This is a genomic window from Sphingomonas sp. HITSZ_GF (assembly GCF_029543155.1).
In the GTDB taxonomy this organism is placed as follows: Bacteria; Pseudomonadota; Alphaproteobacteria; order Sphingomonadales; family Sphingomonadaceae; genus Sphingomonas.
Genome location: NZ_JARQXA010000001.1, coordinates 157,455 through 176,323, shown reverse-complemented (window position 1 = coordinate 176,323; position 18,869 = coordinate 157,455). Strand labels below are relative to the sequence as shown.

20 protein-coding genes and 1 tRNA gene are annotated in these 18,869 nt (G+C 68.3%); 6 read left to right on the top strand and 15 right to left on the bottom strand.

Annotated elements, in window-relative coordinates; translation table 11 throughout:
* Position 1: 1 nt before the first annotated feature.
* Positions 2-1,876, top strand: coding sequence for a M1 family metallopeptidase (locus P6144_RS00860; protein ID WP_277765835.1), 1,875 nt, complete (start codon positions 2-4; stop codon positions 1,874-1,876).
* Positions 1,877-1,997: 121 nt separating this feature from the next.
* Here P6144_RS00860 and P6144_RS00855 read toward each other — a convergent pair whose 3' ends face one another.
* From P6144_RS00855 to P6144_RS00820, 8 genes are all read right to left on the bottom strand, one after another.
* Positions 1,998-2,636 (bottom strand): 50S ribosomal protein L11 methyltransferase, encoded by a 639-nt coding sequence (locus P6144_RS00855; RefSeq protein WP_277765834.1) that lies wholly within the window; start codon positions 2,634-2,636, stop codon positions 1,998-2,000.
* Entirely contained in the window at positions 2,618-2,959 is a 342-nt protein-coding gene (locus tag P6144_RS00850) for a DUF423 domain-containing protein (protein ID WP_277765833.1), read from the bottom strand. Before P6144_RS00850 ends, P6144_RS00855 begins: the two co-directional genes overlap by 19 nt.
* Positions 2,956-4,737 (bottom strand): cation:proton antiporter, encoded by a 1,782-nt coding sequence (locus P6144_RS00845; RefSeq protein ID WP_277765832.1) that lies wholly within the window; start codon positions 4,735-4,737, stop codon positions 2,956-2,958. The genes P6144_RS00850 and P6144_RS00845 overlap by 4 nt, the downstream gene beginning before the upstream one ends.
* On the bottom strand, positions 4,737-5,162 hold the full coding sequence (locus P6144_RS00840; RefSeq protein WP_277765831.1) for an iron-sulfur cluster assembly scaffold protein: 426 nt from the start codon (positions 5,160-5,162) through the stop codon (positions 4,737-4,739). Before P6144_RS00840 ends, P6144_RS00845 begins: the two co-directional genes overlap by 1 nt.
* A gap of 41 nt (positions 5,163-5,203) precedes the next feature.
* Entirely contained in the window at positions 5,204-5,770 is a 567-nt protein-coding gene (locus P6144_RS00835; RefSeq protein WP_277765830.1) for a CvpA family protein, read from the bottom strand.
* A 394-nt stretch (positions 5,771-6,164) separates the two neighbouring features.
* Positions 6,165-6,719, bottom strand: a complete 555-nt coding sequence (locus P6144_RS00830; protein WP_277765829.1) for a lipocalin family protein — start codon at positions 6,717-6,719, stop codon at positions 6,165-6,167.
* A 54-nt stretch (positions 6,720-6,773) separates the two neighbouring features.
* The gene (radA, locus tag P6144_RS00825) at positions 6,774-8,144 is read right to left on the bottom strand and encodes a DNA repair protein RadA (protein WP_277765828.1); all 1,371 of its coding nucleotides are present in this window, start codon (positions 8,142-8,144) and stop codon (positions 6,774-6,776) included.
* 76 nt (positions 8,145-8,220) lie between these two features.
* Entirely contained in the window at positions 8,221-8,439 is a 219-nt protein-coding gene (locus tag P6144_RS00820; protein ID WP_277765827.1) for a DUF2945 domain-containing protein, read from the bottom strand.
* Between the two features lie 67 nt (positions 8,440-8,506).
* Between P6144_RS00820 and P6144_RS00815 the strand changes: the two genes are divergently transcribed.
* A complete protein-coding gene (locus tag P6144_RS00815; RefSeq protein ID WP_277765826.1) occupies positions 8,507-9,658 on the top strand; it encodes a glycosyltransferase family 1 protein in 1,152 nt (383 codons plus the stop codon).
* 36 nt (positions 9,659-9,694) lie between these two features.
* Here the strand turns inward: P6144_RS00815 and P6144_RS00810 are convergent, their stop codons facing one another.
* From P6144_RS00810 to ubiM, 3 genes are all read right to left on the bottom strand, one after another.
* A complete protein-coding gene (locus P6144_RS00810; RefSeq protein ID WP_277765825.1) occupies positions 9,695-10,018 on the bottom strand; it encodes a DUF2218 domain-containing protein in 324 nt (107 codons plus the stop codon).
* Between the two features lie 69 nt (positions 10,019-10,087).
* Positions 10,088-10,603, bottom strand: a complete 516-nt coding sequence (locus P6144_RS00805) for a PadR family transcriptional regulator (protein WP_277766744.1) — start codon at positions 10,601-10,603, stop codon at positions 10,088-10,090.
* A 180-nt stretch (positions 10,604-10,783) separates the two neighbouring features.
* Positions 10,784-11,950, bottom strand: a complete 1,167-nt coding sequence (gene ubiM, locus P6144_RS00800) for a 5-demethoxyubiquinol-8 5-hydroxylase UbiM (protein WP_277765824.1) — start codon at positions 11,948-11,950, stop codon at positions 10,784-10,786.
* A gap of 105 nt (positions 11,951-12,055) precedes the next feature.
* Here ubiM and P6144_RS00795 point away from each other — a divergent pair, with 105 nt between their 5' ends.
* From P6144_RS00795 to P6144_RS00785, 3 genes are all read left to right on the top strand, one after another.
* A complete protein-coding gene (locus P6144_RS00795) occupies positions 12,056-13,378 on the top strand; it encodes a replication-associated recombination protein A (RefSeq protein WP_277765823.1) in 1,323 nt (440 codons plus the stop codon).
* Between the two features lie 97 nt (positions 13,379-13,475).
* Positions 13,476-13,823 carry a hypothetical protein gene (locus tag P6144_RS00790; RefSeq protein WP_277765822.1) on the top strand — a complete coding sequence of 116 codons (348 nt, stop codon included), beginning with the start codon at positions 13,476-13,478 and terminating at the stop codon, positions 13,821-13,823.
* A gap of 115 nt (positions 13,824-13,938) precedes the next feature.
* Positions 13,939-14,802 carry a hypothetical protein gene (locus P6144_RS00785; RefSeq protein WP_277765821.1) on the top strand — a complete coding sequence of 288 codons (864 nt, stop codon included), beginning with the start codon at positions 13,939-13,941 and terminating at the stop codon, positions 14,800-14,802.
* Here P6144_RS00785 and P6144_RS00780 read toward each other — a convergent pair.
* A complete protein-coding gene (locus P6144_RS00780) occupies positions 14,799-15,452 on the bottom strand; it encodes a DsbA family oxidoreductase (protein WP_277765820.1) in 654 nt (217 codons plus the stop codon). The genes P6144_RS00785 and P6144_RS00780 overlap by 4 nt on opposite strands.
* Before the next feature lie 104 nt (positions 15,453-15,556).
* On the opposite strand from P6144_RS00780, the gene P6144_RS00775 reads away from it, so the two are divergent.
* A tRNA-Thr gene (locus P6144_RS00775) sits at positions 15,557-15,632 on the top strand.
* A 40-nt stretch (positions 15,633-15,672) separates the two neighbouring features.
* On the opposite strand, the gene leuD is transcribed toward P6144_RS00775, so the two are convergent.
* The 3 genes from leuD to P6144_RS00760 are packed head-to-tail and all read right to left on the bottom strand — an operon-like array spanning position 15,673 to position 18,864.
* Positions 15,673-16,296: a 3-isopropylmalate dehydratase small subunit gene (gene leuD, locus P6144_RS00770; RefSeq protein WP_277765819.1), complete on the bottom strand. Its 624-nt coding sequence runs from the start codon at positions 16,294-16,296 to the stop codon at positions 15,673-15,675.
* A complete protein-coding gene (locus tag P6144_RS00765; RefSeq protein ID WP_277765818.1) occupies positions 16,293-17,702 on the bottom strand; it encodes a 3-isopropylmalate dehydratase large subunit in 1,410 nt (469 codons plus the stop codon). The genes leuD and P6144_RS00765 overlap by 4 nt, the downstream gene beginning before the upstream one ends.
* Position 17,703: 1 nt before the next feature.
* Entirely contained in the window at positions 17,704-18,864 is a 1,161-nt protein-coding gene (locus P6144_RS00760) for a CoA transferase (RefSeq protein WP_277765817.1), read from the bottom strand.
* Positions 18,865-18,869: the final 5 nt, after the last annotated feature.

The following is an 18,869-nucleotide window of genomic DNA, read 5'->3' as shown; positions in this document are numbered from 1 at the left end:
CATGCGTATCCTCCCCGCCCTCGCCGCCGCGATCGTGATCGCCGCGCCCGCCGCCGCCCAGACCGGCAAGCCCGCCCCGATCCTGACCACGCCCGAGGCGAAGGACGCTTGGACCCACGCCGAGCCGCAGGTGGCGCGCGTCACTCATGTCGACTTGAACCTCGACGTCGATTTCGCCAGCAAGACTCTGTCGGGCGTCGCGACGCTCGATGTGCTGGCGGCCAAGGGCGCGACGAAGATCGTGCTCGACGTCGACGATCTCGAAATCCAGCAAGTCACCTGCCCCAAGGGCAAGCCGCTGCCCTTCGCCATCGGTCCGCGCGACAAGGATCTCGGCTCGGCGCTGACCGTGCAGCTCGAGGGCAACAAGCAGATCCTGATCCGCTACAAGACCCGGCCCGGCGCCTCAGCGCTCCAGTGGCTGGCACCCGAGCTGACCGCGGGCAAGAAGATCCCCTATCTGTTCAGCCAGGGCCAGCCGATCAACAATCGCAGCTGGATCCCCACCCAGGACAGCCCCGGCATCCGCCAGACCTGGTCGGCCACGCTCACCGTGCCCGACGGCTTCGTCGCGGTGATGAGCGGCGAGCGGCTCGACGGCGACAAGGGCGAGCTGGTGCCGCACCAGAAGCGCCGGTTCCGCTTCCGGATGGACAAGCCGGTGCCGCCCTATCTGATCGCGATGGCCGTGGGCGACCTCGCCTTCAAGGCAACGGGTCCGCGCTCGGGCGTCTGGGCCGAGCCGAGCCAGCTCGATGCTGCCGCCTATGAAGTCGGCGATGTCGAGAAGATGATCGACGCCGCGCAGGCGCTTTACGGCCCCTACCGCTGGGGCCGCTACGACATGCTCGTCCTGCCGCCGAGCTTCCCCTATGGCGGCATGGAGAACCCCACCCTCACCTTCCTGACGCCGACGATCATCACCGGCGACCGCTCGAACACCGACGTCGTCGCGCACGAGCTGGCGCACAGCTGGTCGGGCAATCTCGTCACCAACGCGACCTGGTCGGATTCCTGGCTCAACGAGGGGTTCACCACCTATTTCGAGAACCGGATCATGGAGGCGGTGTACGGCAAGGAACGCGCCGCCATGTACGCCGATCTCGATTGGGACGGGCTGGTGCGCGACATCAAGGATGCCGGCGGCCAGGATGCTCCGACCACCCGCCTCCACGGCGATCCCGGCGCCACCTTCGGCCAGCTCGACTATTTCAAGGGCTCGACCTTCCTGCGCACGATCGAGGCGGCAGTGGGCCGGTCGAACTGGGATGCCTATCTGCGCTCCTATTTCGATCGCCACGCCTTCCAGCCGCAGACCACCGCCGGCTTCCTCGCGGACCTGCGCGCCAACCTGATCAAGGGCGACAAGGCGCTCGAAGCCAAGCTCGAGCTCGATCGCTGGGCCTATCAGGCCGGCCTGCCCGACAATGCCGTGCACGTGACGTCGGAGACACTCGCCGCCGTCGATGCCAAGCTGGCGGCGTTCAACGCAGGCGGCCCGGCGAGCGCGGTGCAGCCGAACGGCTGGGCGACCCAGCAATGGCTCCGCTTCCTCAACGGCCTGCCCCGCCAGCAATCGCCCGCGCGCCTCAAGGAACTCGACGAGACGCTCGGCCTGTCTGCCTCGAACAACGCCTATGTCCGCTCGGCCTGGGCCGAGCTGGCGATCGCCAACCGCTACGAGCCGGCGCTGCCCGGCATCGAGGCATTCGTGAAGCGCGTCGGCCGCGGGCTGCTGATCTATCCGATCTACAAGGACCTGATGGCCCAGGGCGACTGGGGCAAGCCGATCGCGCTACGCTTCTACGAGGCCGCCAAGGCGGGGTATCACCCGAACGCGGCAGCCGGCGTGGCGAAGATCGTGGGGGCGGAATAGCGCCCTTCGACGACCCCGATCCAGGCCGTCACCCTGAACTTGTTTCAGGGTCCAACGTCCCTCAGGCGATATCGCAGGAGGAGAGTTGGATGCTGAAACAAGTTCAGCATGACGGTTGGTTTCAATCGAACGCAAACACCTCGCTGACCCGCATCATGCCGCTATCCGTCTCGGCAAACCTATACTCCGCCAGCGCCCGCATCCGCGCCACCGGCAGCGACGTCCGCCGCGGATCGCCGACCAGCACCTCCACCCCCGCCGCCCGGCAGCGCTCCAGGAACGGCATGACCCGCGCCGCCGACTCGGGATCGTAGAAGACATCGCCGGCAAGGATCAGGTCGACTGCCGGCACCAGCCCCTCGGTCAGGTCGGCGTGCACCGTCTCGAAAGCCACGCCGTTCGCCTCGGCATTCAGCCGCGTCGCCGTCACCGCATAGCGATCGATATCCGCCGCCAGCACCTGCGCCGCGCCCGCCTTGGCCGCAGCGATCGCCACCAGCCCCGAGCCGCAGCCCAGATCGAGCACGCGCCGCCCGGCCACAAAGCCCGGCCGGTCCAGCACGAAGCGCGCCAGCGCGAGCCCGCCCAGCCAGTAATAGGCCCAATAGGGCGAGCCGAACGCATCGTCCTCCGCCGCCAGCCGGCCGAGCCCGCTGGCCGGCACTGCCTTGTGCAGCACTATCTCGGGGATGCCGGGCACGGGCAGCAGCGGCAGCCGCGTCCGGATGAAGTCGCCCGGGTTCAGGCGGGCCGCCGCCATGCGCCGATCGCCAGGCATAGCCATCCAGCGATCAGCGCCACGCCGCCGATCGGCGTAATCGCGCCGAACCAGCGCGGCGCACCGAACGCCATCAGATAGAGCGTCCCCGCGAACACCGCGCCACCGCCGACGAACAGCCAGGGCGAGATCCGCGCGCCCATCCTAACCGCGACCAGCGCAGCCACGGCATGGATCAGCTGATAGTGGCCGCCGGTCTTGAGCCACTCGGCCGCCTGCCCGCTCGCGCCGTGCGCCGCGAACGCGCCCGCCGCCACCGCGAGCGCGCCCGAGAGCGCCGCGAGCACCACAACCGTTCGCGTCATCCCGAACCCTCCAGATCGATCTCGATCGCCGCCGCCTTGCTGGCATGGGTGATCATCCCGTCGATCCCCGCGCGCAGGTCGCCGGTCTCGCGCTGCACGTCGAGCCGGGCATTGTCGCGCTTGCGGTACTCCGCCTCGGTCTTGTCGATCTCGCGCTGGTCGACCCCCACCGCCTGCATCGCCTGCCGCGCCATCATCACCGCGCTTTCCAGCACCTCGCGCACCACGCCGCCCACCGGCGCGCCCTTCATCTTGATCACGCTGCGCCGGTCATAGGCACGCACGAACACCGTCGCCTTGGGGAAGGCATGATGCACCGCTTCCAGGAAATCGGTGTCGATCTTGTCGCCGTCGTTGCAGAACATCACCAGCTCGGCTTCGGCCGCGCCCGCCTGGCGCAGCATGTCGATGCGCAGCCCGTCGCCATAATAGACCTTCATGCCGAAATCGTTGGCGGTCTGGATCATCTCGACATCGGTATCGATGATGGTGACCGGAATGTCCTGCGAAAGCAGCATCTGCGCCACCGTCTGCCCGAAACGGCCATAGCCGATGACCACCGCGTTCGAGCCTTCATGCCGGGGCGCGTCGAGCCCCTCGGCGCTGGGTGCCGGCTCCACGCGCAGCCGCCTGGTCGCCATCATCAGGAACGGCGTGGTCGCCATCGAGAGGGTCACGATCGCGCCGAAGATGCTCGCTGCCTGTCCCTCGATCAGCATCGCCGACTGGGCCTGGGCGAACAGCACGAAGCCGAACTCGCCGCCCTGGCTGAGCAACACGCCCAGCGCAAAGGCCTGCCGCCGCGGCATGCCGAACAACAGACCCAGCCCCATGATGATCGCGGCCTTGGCGGCGATCAGCGCCAGCGCCATGCCGACGACGAAGAACGGCCGCTCGGCGATCGCGTGCAGGTTGAGCGTCATGCCCACCGCCAGGAAGAACAGGCCCAGCAGTATCGAGCGGAACGGCTCGACATCCGCTTCCAGCTCGTGGCGATAGGGGCTGTCGGCCAGCATCACGCCGGCGATGAACGCGCCCAGCGCCGCCGAAAGCCCGATTGCCTCCATGACCGCCGCTGCGGCGATCACCGTGAACAGCCCGGCGAAGATGAACATCTCGCGCTCGCCGAGATTGCCGATCAGCCGGAACAATGGGCGCAGCAGATAGCGGCCGGCCAGGATCAACCCGATGATCGCGAGCACCGTATAGATGCCGAGCAGCCAGCCCGGCGGGCCGCTCTGCGCATGCGGGTTGCGCGAGAGCGCGGCGACAATAGTGATCAGCGGGACGATCGACAGGTCCTGGAACAGCAGGATCGCAAAGGCGCGCTCGCCGAAGGGCGTGCGCAGGCGGCCGGCCGATTGCAGCATCGGCAGCACCTGCGCGGTGGACGACAGCGCCAGCGGCAGGCCCAGCGCCAGCGCCGCACCGATCGAGCTGCCGGTTGCGATCCAGACCATCGCCGCCACCACCAGCCCGCAGATCGACACCTGGAGCAGGCCGAGTCCGAAGATGTCGCGCCGCATCCGCCAGAGCCGCGCCGGGCTCAGTTCGAGGCCGACCAGGAACAGCAGCAGCGCGATGCCGAGCTCGGCGATGCCCATCTTGCTCTCGGCATCTCCGACCAGCCCCAGCACCTGCGGCCCGACGATCGCGCCGGCGACGAGATAGCCGAGCGTGGCGCCCAGGCCGAAGCGGCGGAAGATCAGGACGAAGACGAGCGCGAAGCCGAGCAGCGGCACATATTCGCTGAGCAGCGAGGTTTCGGCATGCTCCATCAGCCGCGCGCCTTGCTTGCGGCTTCGGCTACCGCCTCGAAGGCGAGCCGGATCGCGGCGTGGCGCCCGCGATGCGCAAGCGCGGGCGTGAACAGGTCGAGCCCCGGCCATTCGGGCGGCCTTGCCCGTTCGCCGGCGAGCCAGGCGGCGAGATCGTCGCGCGCCGCCTCCAGCTCTTCGAGCGAGCGGCCCACCGCATGCGCCTCCATCAGCGCCGCCGATGCCTGGCCGAGCGCGCAGGCGCGCACCACCAGCCCGATCGCGGCGACACGGCCCGCCTCATCCAGGTTCACATCGACGGTAACGCGGCTCCCGCAGACCGGGGAGCGCTTTTCGACAGAGGCCGTCGCCTCCGCCAGCCGTGCCTCGAACGGCACGGAAGCCGCCAGGCGCAGGATTTCGGTGTTGTAGAGCGGCGCGTTCATGCACCCCCGACTTAGGGGAGCTGCACGCGATGCGCGACCCCCTATCGGGTAGAATTCGTTTCGTTCGCGATGGCGCCGTTGTCCTGCTCGCCGCCGAACACCGGCTCGCCCTTGCGGCGGCGATCGACGAAATCGGCGATGCTCGCGCTGGTGGCGTTGAGCAGCGGATAGGTCGTCGACTGGGTGATCCATTGCGGCCGCTTCGACGGGCCGCCGCTCACCGTGTCGAACAGCAGCACGAGCAGCAGGAAGGCGATGCTCACCAGGATCAGCCCCTTCAGCGCGCCGAAGCCCAGGCCCAGCGCCCGGTCGATCGGGCCGAGGAAGCTCTCGCGCGTCCGCGAACCGATCGCGCGGGCGAGCAGCCGCCCGCCGAAATAGGTGACGCCGACCAGGATGACGAAGGCCAGCACTGCGCCGCCCTGCGCCGTGCCGACCACGCCGGACAGCGCCGAGGCGAGCGGCGTGTGGAAAAGCTTGAGCGCCAGCACGATCAGCAGCCACGCAACCAGCGCCAGCACTTCGGTGACGAAGCCGCGCAGGAATCCCAGCACGGCAGCGCCGCCGATCGCGAGCAGCACGATGATGTCGAGCCCGGTCAAAGTCATCGGAACACGTCCCTCCCGGAGACGCCTATACGCGAAAGGCCGTCGCGGACGGAAGCGACAAGTCAGGGAAGTCCCACCCTGCCTGCCACACCCTTGCAATGTAGGATTTCGCCTGCTTGGCTCAGCCGGCCGGGCCCCTGGACCGGTCGCTCTTTGACCATGTTGGAAAGATAGGATCAGGCCCGCGCAAGGATGTTGCGAGATGCGCGGCATTCGCGGGAACTGTGTCAACGCAGTGCCGGTAAAATCAGGCTCTAGGCATGTACTTTGTGTCCTTTGCCGAGTCGCCACGCCGCGCCGTGTTGGAGGCTAGGTGTATCGCCATTCAATCCTCCCCCGGAGGGAGAGGATCTTGGAATGCGAACCGTCGCCGCCGAATGTCGATACGCGCTAGCTAGCCCTGCCGGGTGATGCGCAGCGCCCAGCGGTCATAGCCGAGCTCCTCGACCCGCTTCATCACTGCCTGCGCCAGCGCCGAGGGCGGCACTGCCTCGCGCGCCAGTACCCACAGATAGCGCCCGCTCGGCTCGCCGACGATCGACCATTCATAGTCGTCGCCGTGATCGAGCACCCAATAGTCGCCGGTGTAGAGCGGGCCGAAGAACGAGACCTTGAGCTTGGCGCCCGTCGCCTCGTCGGCGACCACCGCCTTGCCTTCGGAAACGCTGCGCTGGCCGTTCAGCGTGCCGCTGTTGATCACGCTGATCTTGCCGTCATCGAGCAGCGCATATTCCGCGGTGACGGCGTCGAGCCCCTTCTCGAAGCGGTTCTCGTGCCGCGCCAGCTCGTACCATTTGCCGAGATAGCGGGCGAGATCGACCGGCTTCGCCGGCTCGGGCACCTTGGTGTTGATCACCGGCGGGCGGGTCGCACGCGAATAGAGGAAGATGCCGCCGATCGCGGCGACCGCGACGCCCGAGGCGATGGAAATGGCAGTGCTTCGCTTCATGTCCTCACTTTGCGGTGTAAGTGGCGGAAAGGATAGCCCCCTCGCCGCCCAAACTCACCGCCCGAGCAGATGATCCACGAACTGGCCGAGTGACTTGAACCCGGCCAGCGACAGCCCTCCCTTGTCGTTGACCTGCGCCACTGGCGCCAGCGCCCGGGCGAAGCCGAGCTTGGCCGCTTCCCTGCAGCGCAGCGCGCCGTGCGCGACCGGCCGCACCTCGCCCGACAGCGCGATCTCGCCGAACACCACTGCGTCCGCCGGGATCGGCCGTTCGCTCAATGCTGAAACCAACGCCGCCGCCACTGCCAGGTCCGCCGCGGGATCCTGCACCCGGTAGCCGCCGGCGATGTTGAGATAGACTTCGCAGGTCGAGAAGCTCAGCCCGCAGCGCGCCTCTAGCACCGCGAGGATCATCGCCAGCCGCCCGCTGTCCCAGCCCACCACCGCGCGCCGCGGCGTCGCGCCCGACGCCAGCCGCACGGTCAGCGCCTGGACTTCGATCAGCACCGGCCGCGTGCCTTCCAGCGCCGGGAACACCACCGTGCCGGTCACGCTCTCGTCGCGCGACGTGAGGAACAGCGAGGACGGGTTGGAGACTTCCTCGAGCCCCTCGGTCTGCATCGCGAACACGCCGATCTCGTCGGTGCCGCCGAAGCGGTTCTTCACCGCGCGCAGGATGCGATACTGGTGGCTGCGCTCCCCCTCGAAGGCGAGCACGGTATCGACCATGTGCTCGAGCACGCGCGGGCCGGCGATGCTGCCGTCCTTGGTGACGTGGCCGACCAGGATCACCGCGGTGCCGCGCTCCTTGGCGAAGCGGATGAGCTCGCCCGAGGCGGCGCGGACCTGGCTCACCGTCCCCGGCGCGCCCTCGATCAGGTCCGAATGCATCGTCTGGATCGAATCGATGATCAGCAGCGCGGGCGGCTCGCCCTCCCCCATCGTCGTCAGGATGTCGCGTACCGACGTCGCCGCGGCGAGCAGCACCGGCGCCTTGCCCAGCCCCAGCCGGCGCGCGCGCAGCCGGACCTGGTCCGCCGCTTCCTCGCCCGAGACATAGGCGACCTTGAGCCCGCGCATCGCGATCTTCGCCGCCGCCTGCAGCAGCAGCGTCGACTTGCCGATGCCCGGATCGCCGCCGATCAGCGTCGCCGAGCCTTCGACGAAGCCGCCGCCCAGCGCGCGATCGAGCTCGGCGATCCCGGTCGAGGTCCGCTCGGGCAGCGCGATGTCGGTGTTGAGCCCGGTCAGCTGGATCGCCCGCCCGCCCGACTGGAGATTGTGTCGCGCCATGAACGGCGTCACGTTCGCCCCGGCATCCTCGACGAGCTGGTTCCACTCGCCGCAATCGGTGCATTGCCCCGCCCATTGCGAGGAGACCGAGCCGCAGGCCTGGCAGACGTAGCGCTTCTTGGGTTTCGCCATGCGCGAGGCCTAGCGCGAGAACATGTAGGGAACAAGCCTTTTGAACGCCCGCGCCGCGCCGGCCCGGCGATCCCGCTCAATCCGCCGCCAGCTCGGCACCCAGCTTGAGCAGCTTCGTGCCATCCTCCTGCACGATCAGATAGGCGGGGTTCTCCCCACTGCCGTTGCGCACCACCTTCGTTCCCTTGAAGGTCCGCTGCACGCGCCGCTCGAAACGCTCCTCGATCCGGCCGTGCGCGGTGTCGTCGGCCCAGGTCCAGCGGACCCTGGCGCCTTTTCGAAAACTGTTGCTCATGGCCGAGACAATTCGCCACACCGCCACAAGGTTGCCCCTCGCGCCCGCGGGCGGTATCGCGCGCGCCATGAAGCCCACCGACCTCCGCGTCGCGCTGTTCAGCGGCAACTATAATTATGTCCGCGACGGCGCGAACCAGGCGCTCAACCTGCTCGTCGGCTATCTGCTCGAGCAGGGTGTGAAGGTGCGGGTCTATTCGCCGACCACCGATACTCCGGCCTTCCCGCCGATCGGCGATCTGGTGAGCGTGCCCTCGCTGCCGGTGCCGGGCGGGCGCGACGAATACAAGTTCGCCAAGGGCATCAAGGCGGTGCTGCCCGACCTGGAGGCCTTCGCCCCCAATCTCGTCCATGTCTCCGCGCCGGAGATCCTCGGCCACCGCGCGGTCACCTGGGCGCGCCGCAACAACATCGCCTCGGTCGCGTCGGTCCACACCCGCTTCGAGACCTATCCTTCCTACTACAAGATCGGCTTCGTCACCCCGCTGCTGATCTGGACGCTCACCCGCTTCTACAATCGCTTCGACACCGTGCTGCCCACCGGCCGCGGCATGGAGGAATTGCTGCGCAGCTGGGGCGTCACCCGGCCGATGCGGACCTGGTCGCGCGGCGTGAACCATGACCGGTTCAACCCCGGCCGCCGCAGCCTCGAATGGCGGCGCAGCCTGGGCATCCAGGACGACGAGGTCGCAGTGAGCTTCCTCGGCCGGCTGGTGCTCGAAAAGGGGCTCGACATCTTCGCCGAGGTCGTCGCCGAGCTGCAGCGACGCGGGGTCAAGCACCGGGTGCTGGTGATCGGCAAGGGGCCTGCGCAGGAGTGGTTCGCCGAGCGCGTGCCCGATGCGGTGTTCGCCGGCTTCCAGGCGGGCGACGATCTCGGTCGTGCCGTCGCCTCGATGGACGTGTTCTTCAACCCCTCGCTCACCGAGAGCTTCGGCAACGTCACGCTGGAAGCGATGGCCGCGGGCGTGCCGGTGGTCGCCGCCCATGCGGTCGGCCCGGTCGGCATGGTCGAGGAGAATGTCAGCGGCATCCTGGTGCAGCCCGGCAAGGGCGCGGTGGGCCGCTATGCCGACGCGATCCAGCATTATTGCGAGGACCATGCGGCACGAAAGGCCGCCGGTGTCGCCGGGCACGAGATCGCCAGCGCCTATGTGTGGAACGCGATCAACCAGAAGGTGCTCGACGCCTATATCGAAACGGTCGTGCAGCGCGCCTGATCCCCTTCTCCCCACGCGGGGAGAAGGAGAATCCGCTTACTTCCAGTCGTATTTCAGCCCGTCTTCGCGAAACGCGAAGCGGTCGAGATGGCGTTCCACCGCGCCCTTCAGCCCTTCGAGCTGCTCGGCCGAGCTGGCATCGATCCGGATGTCGAGCCCGGTCTCGGCGACGTTGAACGTCACCACCGCATCGCCCGGGTGATTGGCGCCGCGCGCGTCCTTTGGAAAGATCACCGTGCCGTTCTCCGGCGTGAATTCCACCTGCAGATTGTGCTGCCAGTGCTTGCACAGCTGCTGAAGGTAGCGGCTGGCATGCTCGGTGGGCGCAAGCGCCTCGGCGGAAAGCGTGGTCACAGTCATAGATTCCGTCTCCATCGGCGGCGGCACGATCCCGAGCCGCCGCCTGAGTAGTTCGAGCCTGGGCAAGGCTCAGAGCCGCTCGATCTTCCGGGCAGCCTCGTCGAGGATCTCCGCGACGTTGTGCAGCATGTCGGGATCGACGCTTTCGCCCGCAAGGCGTTCCTGCAGCACGGCACGAAGATTGACCATCGCGCGGCGGATCGGGCCGCCATCGGCACGCGCGCGCATGCCGGCGAGCTGCTGGAGCCGCTCGAACAGCGCCTCCACTTCCTCCGCGCGCTCGGCGAGATGCGCGGTGCCGTCCGCGGTGATCGCGAACTGCTTCTTGGCGCCTTCGCTCTTGCTCTCCTCGATCAGGCCCATGTCGTCGAGCATGGTGAGGGTCGGATAGACCACGCCCGGGCTCGGGGCATAGGCGCCGCCCGAACGCTCCTCGATCTCCTTGATCAGGTCATAGCCGTGGCGCGGCTGCTCCTCGATCAGCTTGAGCAGGATCAGGCGAAGCTCGGTGCCGTCGAACATGCGGCGACGGCCGCCGCGCTCGCCATGGCCGAAGCCGCCGCGCCCGCCAAAGCCGAATGCCATGGCGAACTCGGGTCCGCCAAAGCCGCCGCGGCGGCCGAAATGCATGCCGCGATGGCCGTGATGATGATGTCGCATAATAACTCCTGTACGACTTTTGATGCGCACAAGATATATCTTAAACTGTTTTTGACAAGCCCCTCCACGCGGGAAATTCGCGTGCGTGTGGCGGCGCGCGCCGCCCTATCGCGCCATTAACATGCTCCGCACCCCCGAGCGAAACACGGGCAGCCGTGCGCCGATGCGCAGCCCGGCATGGCGCACCGCGCGGGCGATCGGGCGCTCGTCGGTGTAGAGAGTCACCAGGAAATTGGTGCCGAGATAGAGCGGCCGCGCGGCGGCGCGATGCCCTTCCTCATAGGCGCGGATCACCGGATCGCCGCCCGGATCGCGCCCCCGCCGAACCGCCTCGCCCACTTCCGCCGCGAGCAGCGCCTGCCCGCTCAGCCCCAGGTTGAAGCCGTGCGCAGTGACCGGGTGCATGCCCACCGCGGCATCGCCGATCAGCGCCGCGCGGTGCGTGCCGAAATGCTTCGCCCAGGTCGTCGCCAGCGGATAGACGTGGCGCGATCCCGCCACTTCCATCGGGCCCAGAAGATTGGCCGAGCGCCGGGTCAGCTCGACGCCCAGCGCAGTGTCGCACATCGTCGCCAGCACCGCGATCTCGCGCTCGGGCAGCGTCAGCACCACCGACGACATGCCGCCGTTCAGCGGCAACAGCGCCATGGTCTGGCCATGGCCGAACCATTCGGTGGCGACCTGGCCATGCGGCTTGGGATGCGACACGCGGCAGACCAGCATCGCGCTGCCGAGCCGGTTGACCTCGGCCGAGATGCCCAGCGCCTCGCGTACCGGGGAAAAGCGCGAATCCGCCGCGACCAGCAGCCGGCCGCGCACCCGCTCCCCGGTCGACAGCGACACTTCGGCGAAGCGCCGATCGGCCCGCGCCGATACCAGGCTCGATCCACAGGCGAGCCGCAGCCCCGGCTGGTCGGCAATCGTCTCGAACAGCGCGCGGCGGATCAGGTGGTTGGGCACCAGCCAGCCCAGCGCCTCGCCGTTGGGACCGGGCTCGAAATCGAGCGCGAAGGCCGAGCGCCCGTTGCGCACCCGTGCCGCCTGGAGCGGCGATATCCGGCTCTCCGGCAGGCGCTGCCAGGCGCCCAGCCGCTCGAGGATCGCGCGCGAGCCATGGGTGAGCGCGATCTCGCGCCCGTCATAGGCGGGATCGGCCAGCGCGGCATGCGGCTGGCGCTCGACCAGCAGCGTTTCCAGCCCCATGTCGTCGAGCGACCGCGCGAAGGCGAGCCCAGCCGGGCCGCCGCCCACAATGATGACGTCATACTGCATCGTGCATCTCCTTTGGCGGCATGATGCACCGGCGCGCGGCAACGCCAATTGCGTTTGGTCAAAGCTTGGGATGCAGAATCCATCGCACACGCCTATCTTGGGCGCATGGCCGATCTCTTCGCTGCCCAGGAACCCTCTTTTGCCGCCGAGGCGCCCCAGCCCAACGGGCCGCTCGCCGATCGCCTGCGCCCGCAAAGCCTCGCCGATGTCGTCGGGCAGGAGCACCTTACCGGGCCCGAGGGCGCGATCGGCCGGATGGTCGCGGCGGGCAAGCTCAGCTCGATCATCCTCTGGGGGCCTCCCGGCACCGGCAAGACCACGATCTCCCGCCTGCTCGCCGATGCGGTGGGCCTGCGCTTCGTCGCGATCAGCGCGGTGTTCTCGGGCGTGGCGGACCTGAAGAAGGTCTTCGCCGAGGCCAGGGAATATGCCCGGCTCGGCCGCAAGACCCTGCTCTTCGTCGACGAGATCCACCGCTTCAACCGCGCCCAGCAGGACGGCTTCCTGCCCTATGTAGAGGACGGCACGGTCACCTTGGTCGGGGCGACCACCGAGAACCCAAGTTTCGAGCTCAATGCCGCCGTGCTCAGCCGCGCCCAGGTGTTGATCCTCCACCGGCTCGATGCCGCCGCGCTCACCCGCCTGCTCGACCGTGCAGAGGCCGCCGAGGAGCGCCCCCTCCCCCTCACCCCGGAGGCGCGCGAGGCACTGGTGGCAAGCGCCGACGGCGACGGGCGCTTCCTGCTCAACCAGGCCGAGACTTTGTTCTCGGTCCAGTTCGAGAAGCCGCTCGATCCCGCTGCGCTCGGCGATTTCCTCCAGCGCCGCGTTGCCGTTTACGACAAGGATCGCGAGGGGCATTACAACCTGATCTCCGCGCTCCACAAATCGGTGCGCGGCAGCGACCCCCAGGCGGCGCTCTATTATCTCGCGCGCATGCTCACCGCCGGCGAGGAGCCGCTCTATGTGCTGCGCCGGCTGGTGCGCATGGCAGTGGAGGACATCGGCCTGGCCGACCCCAACGCGCTGGTCCAGTGTCTCGCGGCCAAGGACACCTATGAGTTCCTGGGCTCCCCCGAGGGCGAACTGGCGATCGCCCAGGCCTGTCTCTACGTCGCCACCGCGCCCAAATCGAACGCGGCCTATATGGCGCAGAAGGCGGCGTGGCGGAGCGCGAAGGAAACCGGCTCGCTGATGCCGCCGCAGAATATCCTCAACGCTCCCACCAAGCTGATGAAGCAGATCGGCTATGGCCAGGGCTATACCTATGACCATGACGCGGAGGGCGGCTTCTCGGGCGACAATTACTGGCCCGAGGAAATGGCGCCGCAGACCTTCTACACCCCCACCGATCGAGGTCACGAGAAGCGCATCGCCGAACGGCTCGCCTGGTGGAATGAGATGCGGGAGAAGCGGCGGGGTGGATAGTATAGCCGTCATCCCGGCGAGAGCCGGGATCTCGTGCGCCTCCTTCCCCGCGCCTTCGCCTGAGATCCCGGCTTTCGCCGGGATAGCGGAGTAGGCCATGAAAAACTGGGACGAAGCCACGACCTATGCCTGCACCCTGCCCGATGTGGTGCTGGAAAGCTGGTGGGGCACGCCCTGTCCGAAAATCAACGGCAAGGGACTGATGTCGCCTGGCCGCGAGAAGGGCAGCTTCGGCCTGATGGTCACCAATGCGGAGAAGGAAATCCTGTTCGAGACCGATCCGGATACCTTCTGGCAAACCGATCACTACGCCAATTATCCGATGCTGCTGGTGCGCTTCGGCACCGACAGTCGCGAGCGGATCGAACTCTACATCCAGCGCGCCTGGTGGGATCGCGCCAAGAAGCCCCAGCGCATCGCCGCTGGGATGGCCGAGCGACCGTGATTACCCTTCTTCGTCATGCTGAACTTGTTTCAGCATCCAAGGCACCGCGAGGGATATCGCCTGCGGAGAGTTGGACCCTGAAACAAGTTCAGGGTGACGGGTTGTCCTGATCGGCATGCCCGTTTTCACTGATTTCATCGCGATCGACTGGTCGGGCCAGGCCGTCGAACGGCCAAAAGGCTTGGCCGTCGCATGTGCGCAGGCAGGCACCGGCGCCCCCGAACTGGTCGAGCGCAACTGGTCACGCCAGGACATTGCCGACTGGCTCGGCGACCTGGCGGACAGCGGCACGCGCGCGCTGATCGGCCTCGACCTCTCCCCCGCATTCCCGCTCGTCGATCAGGGCGCCTATTTCCCGGGCTGGAACCAGTCCCCGCCCGACGGCCCCGCGCTGTGGGCGCTCGTCGAAGAACTCTCGGCGGAAGACCCGCATCTTGCCGCGACCAGCTTCGTCAGCCATCCCGAGGCGCGCCGCCATTTCCGCCAGATGGGCGATTGCGGCGACCTGTTCCCGCCGGGCCGCGGCCGCTTCCGGGTGTGCGAGCATGGCCAGGCGGCGATGCAGCTGTCGCCCTATAGCTGCTTCAACCTGGTTGGCGCCTCGCAGGTCGGCAAGTCGAGCCTCACCGGCATGCGCGTGTTGCACCTGCTGCGCGGCCAGGTCCCGATCTGGCCGTTCGATCCGCTGCCCGAAGCCGGCCCGGTACTGGTCGAGATCTACACCTCGCTCGCCGCGCGGACGGCGGGGATGCGCAAGGGAATCTCCAAGATCCGCGACGGCGCCACGCTCGATGCGATGCTCGCGGCGCTCGGCTCCAAGCCCCACGCCCCGCTCGCCCGCTATGACGATCACGCCACCGACGCGATGCTCAGCGCTGCCTGGCTGCGCGCGGTGGCGGACGACCCAGGCCTCTGGGCACCCGAGGGGCTCACCCCCGAGCTCGCCCGCACCGAAGGCTGGACCTTCGGGGTACGCTAGGCCGCCACCTCCGCCGCGATCTGGCGCAGTGCTTGCTCGAACGCCTCGGGTGGCTGGCCGCCGGAGATCAGCCATTTGTCCTCGATCACGATCGCCGGCACCGAATTGATCCCCCGGCCCTGCCAGAGCTGCTCGGCCGCGCGCACCTCCTGGGTATAGCGCCCCGAGGCCAACACCTCGCGCGCCGCCGCGCCGTCCAGCCCCGCCGTCTCGGCCGCCGCGACCAGCACGTCATGGTTCGAGGGATCCTGCTGGTCGGTGAAATAGGCCGTGAACAGCGCATGCTTGAGTGCAGCCTGCCTGCCCTCGATCTCCGCCCAGTGGAGCAGCCGGTGCGCGTCGAACGTGTTGTAGATGCGGCTGTCGGCCGCGCTGTTCATCGCGAAGCCAAGCGCAGCGGCACGATCGCGGATCATCTGGCGATTGGCGGCGGACTGCTCGGGCGTGGCGCCATATTTGCGCGCGATATGCTCGCCGATATTCTCTCCCTCGGGCGCCATCTGGGGATTGAGCTCGAAGGGCTGGAAACGGATGTCCGCCGCCACCGCGCCCTCGGTCCGCGCCAGCGCTTCCTCGAGACCGCGCAATCCGATGATGCACCAAGGGCAGGAAACGTCGGAAACGAAGTCGATCTTCAGCGGGCGCGGCATGTGGCAGGTCCTTTCAGCTGTCGCCCCGCACATGGGGTGCCGCCGCCGGCTTGCCAACGCCCTTGACCCCCAGGGACAAACCTATCACAGCCCCCGCATCCGGCGCCGGGTTAGCTCAGCTGGTAGAGCAGCGGTTTTGTAAACCGAAGGTCGCGGGTTCGATCCCTGCACTCGGCACCAGTCCATCCAGCAGGCTCGCGGCCTGCTGCCCCCAGGCAGATCAGAGATAGGCCCAGGCGCGGCGGACGCGATCGTGATCGCGGAAAGCTGCGATGCGATCCTGCGCGCGCAGCGTCAGGTCGATGGCATCGAGCCCTTCCAGCAGCATCTGCCGGCTCTCTTCCTCCAGCGCGAAGCGCCATTCGCCAAGCGCGCAGGAGACGCAGTTGTTCTCGAGATCGACCGTGACTTCCCGCGTGCCGCCGCCTTCCAGCAGGAACGCCGCGAGCCCGGCCACCACGTCCTGGGGCAGCTCGACGGGCACGATGCCGTTGCGCACGCAGTTGCCGCGGAAGATCGGATTGAAGCTCGATGCCAGAATCGCCCGGAAGCCATATTCGGCCAGCGCCCAGGCAGCATGCTCGCGGCTCGACCCGCATCCGAAGTTCGCGCCCGACACCAGGATCTGCCCCACGGCGAACCCCGCCTGGTTGAGGATGAAGCCGCCATCGGGGGTGCGCCCGCCGACTTCGGTGTAGCGCCAGCCGGCGAACAGCCCGTCGGACAGCCCGTGCTTGGATACCGACTTCATCTCACGCGACGGAATGATCGCGTCGGTATCGACATTGTCGCGCAGCAGCGGGACGCCGATCGCGGTCAGGTGGCGAAACGGTGCACTGCTCATTGCGCGAATTCCCGCGGATCGACGAGATGGCCCGCGATCGCCGACGCGGCGACCGTCTCCGGCGAAGCGAGGTGCGAGCGCGTCTCCGGCCCCTGGCGGCTCTCGAAATTGCGGTTGGTCGAGGTGACGACGCGCTGGCGATGGCCGAAGCTTTCCCCGCCGGCGAAGAAGCACATCGAGCAGCCGGCCTCGCGCCACTCGAAGCCTGCCTCGCGGAAGATCCGGTCGAGGCCCTCGGCCTCGGCCTGCGCCTTCACCTGGGTCGAACCGGGCACGCAGATCGCCTTGACGCCCGGCGCGACGTGCCGGCCCTTCAGGATCGCCGCCGCACGCCGCAGGTCGGAAAGCCGGGCATTGGTGCACGAGCCGATGAACGCCGCGTCGATCGGCAGCGCCCCCAGCGGCTGGCCCTCCGCGACTGCCATATAGTCGAGCGCCCGGTCATGCGCCGCCTGGGTGCCGTGGCCGGCGTCACCGTCGAAACCCGGAACCGCGGCGCCGAGCGGCACCGATTGCTGCGGGCTCGTGCCCCAGGAGACCATGGGCGCCACATCGGCGGCGTCGATGAGATGCTCGCGGTCGAACACCGCATCGGCATCGGTCGCAAGCGTACGCCAGAAGGCGACGGCGGCGTCCCACGCCGCTCCCTTCGGCGCGTAGCTGCGCCCTTCGAGATAGGCGATGGTCTTCTCGTCGGGCGCCACGATCGCCGAAAAGGCGGCCATTTCGGTGGCCATGTTGCAGAGCGTCAGCCGCCCCTCGATGTCGAGCGCGGTAACGGCCGATCCGGCGAACTCGACATGATGGCCGCTGGCCCCCGCCGAGCCGAGGCGCGCGACGAGGTGCAGCGCCAGGTCCTTCGCGGTGACGCCCGCGGCCAGCGCACCGTCGATACGGACGCGCATGGTCCGCGGCTTGCGGACGCGCAGAGTCGAGGTGGCGAGCGCATGCTCGGCCTCGGTGGAGCCGATGCCCCAGGCGAGCGCGCCCAGCGCGCCCTGCGTGCAGCTATGGCTGTCCGGGCAGACCAGGGTCAGCCCCGGCAGCACGATCCCCTGCTCCGGCGAAATGACATGGACGATGCCCTGCCGCGGATCGCGAACGTCGAACAGCGTGAGTCCCGCCTCCTGCGCCGCGGCGCGCGTCGCCTGGATGAACTGGGTGCCCGTCGGCATGATCGTCGCGTCGCCGCGGCCGGGCAGCGTATCGACGATATGGTCCATGGTGACGAACACGTGCTTCGGCGCCCGCACCGGCCTTCCGGCGTCGCGCAGGCTCTCCAGCGCGACGCTGCCGGTGCGCTCGTGCAGCAGGATCCGGTCGATCAGCAGCAACCCGGTGCCGTCGCCCAGGTCGTCGATCGCGTGCAGGTCCCACAGCTTGTCGAATAGCGTGCTGCCGGCCATGTCAGGAGGCCGTCGGCGCCGCCGCGCGATGCCCGATCTCGGCCAGCACCGCATCGGTATCCGCGCCGGCCTGGGGCAGGTCGCGGATCAGCCCGGGACGCTCGCCGTCGATTTCGATCGGCAGGCCCGGCAGGCGAGTCTTCCGGCCATCCGCCAGCGTGAGCTCGACGAGCCCGCCTGCGTTCAGCTGCGGATCGTCGAACAGGTCCTCCGGCCGGGTTATCGGGGCGAAGGGCAGCCCGATCGTCTCGAGCTTCGCCACCAGCTCGGCGCGCGGCAGTGCGGCGAACAGCGCGCGCACTTCCGGCAGGATGGCGTCGCGCGCCAGCACGCGCTGGTTGTTCTTGGCATAGTCCGGGTTGTCGCCCAGCGCGTCGAGGCCGAACGCACGGCAGAACGCCACCCATTGCCCGTCGCTGACCACGCCGACGAACAGCTGCTCGTCCGCATTGGCGGTCTCGAACACGTCGTAGATCGCCCAGGCGGAGATACGCACCGGCATCGGCCGCGCGGCCTGGCCGGTCACCGCGGCCTGCGCCATGTGCTGCCCCACCAGGAACGCGGTCGTCTCGAACAGCGAGCAGCGGACTTCGCCGCCCTCGCCCGTCCGGTGGCGCCGCTCGAGCGCGGCGAGGATGCCGATCACGCCGAACATGCCGCCGGTGATGTCGATCACCGAGGAGCCGGCGCGCAACGGCCGTCCCGGCGGGCCGGTCATATAGGCAAGGCCGCCCATCATCTGCGTCACTTCGTCGAGCGCGGTGCGCTGCTCATAGGGACCGGCCAGGAAGCCCTTGGCCGAGCAATAGATGATCCGCGGATTCTCGGCCTTTAGCGATTCGTACGACAGGCCGAGCTTGGCCAGCGTGCCGGGCCGGAAATTCTCGATCAGGATGTCCGCCTCGGCGAGCAGCCCACGCGCCGCCGCCAGCCCCTCGGCGCTCTTCAGGTCGAGGCAGATGCTGCGCTTGTTGCGGTTGAACATCGGGAAATAGCCGGCGCCCGAGCCGAGCAGCTCGCGCGTCTGGTCGCCGCCCAGCGGCTCCACCTTGATGACTTCCGCGCCAAGATCGGCAAGGATCACGCCCACCGCGGGCCCCATGACCATATGGGTGAACTCGACGACCTTGAGGCCGGCTAAAGGCAAGGTATCTGGCGACATTCTGT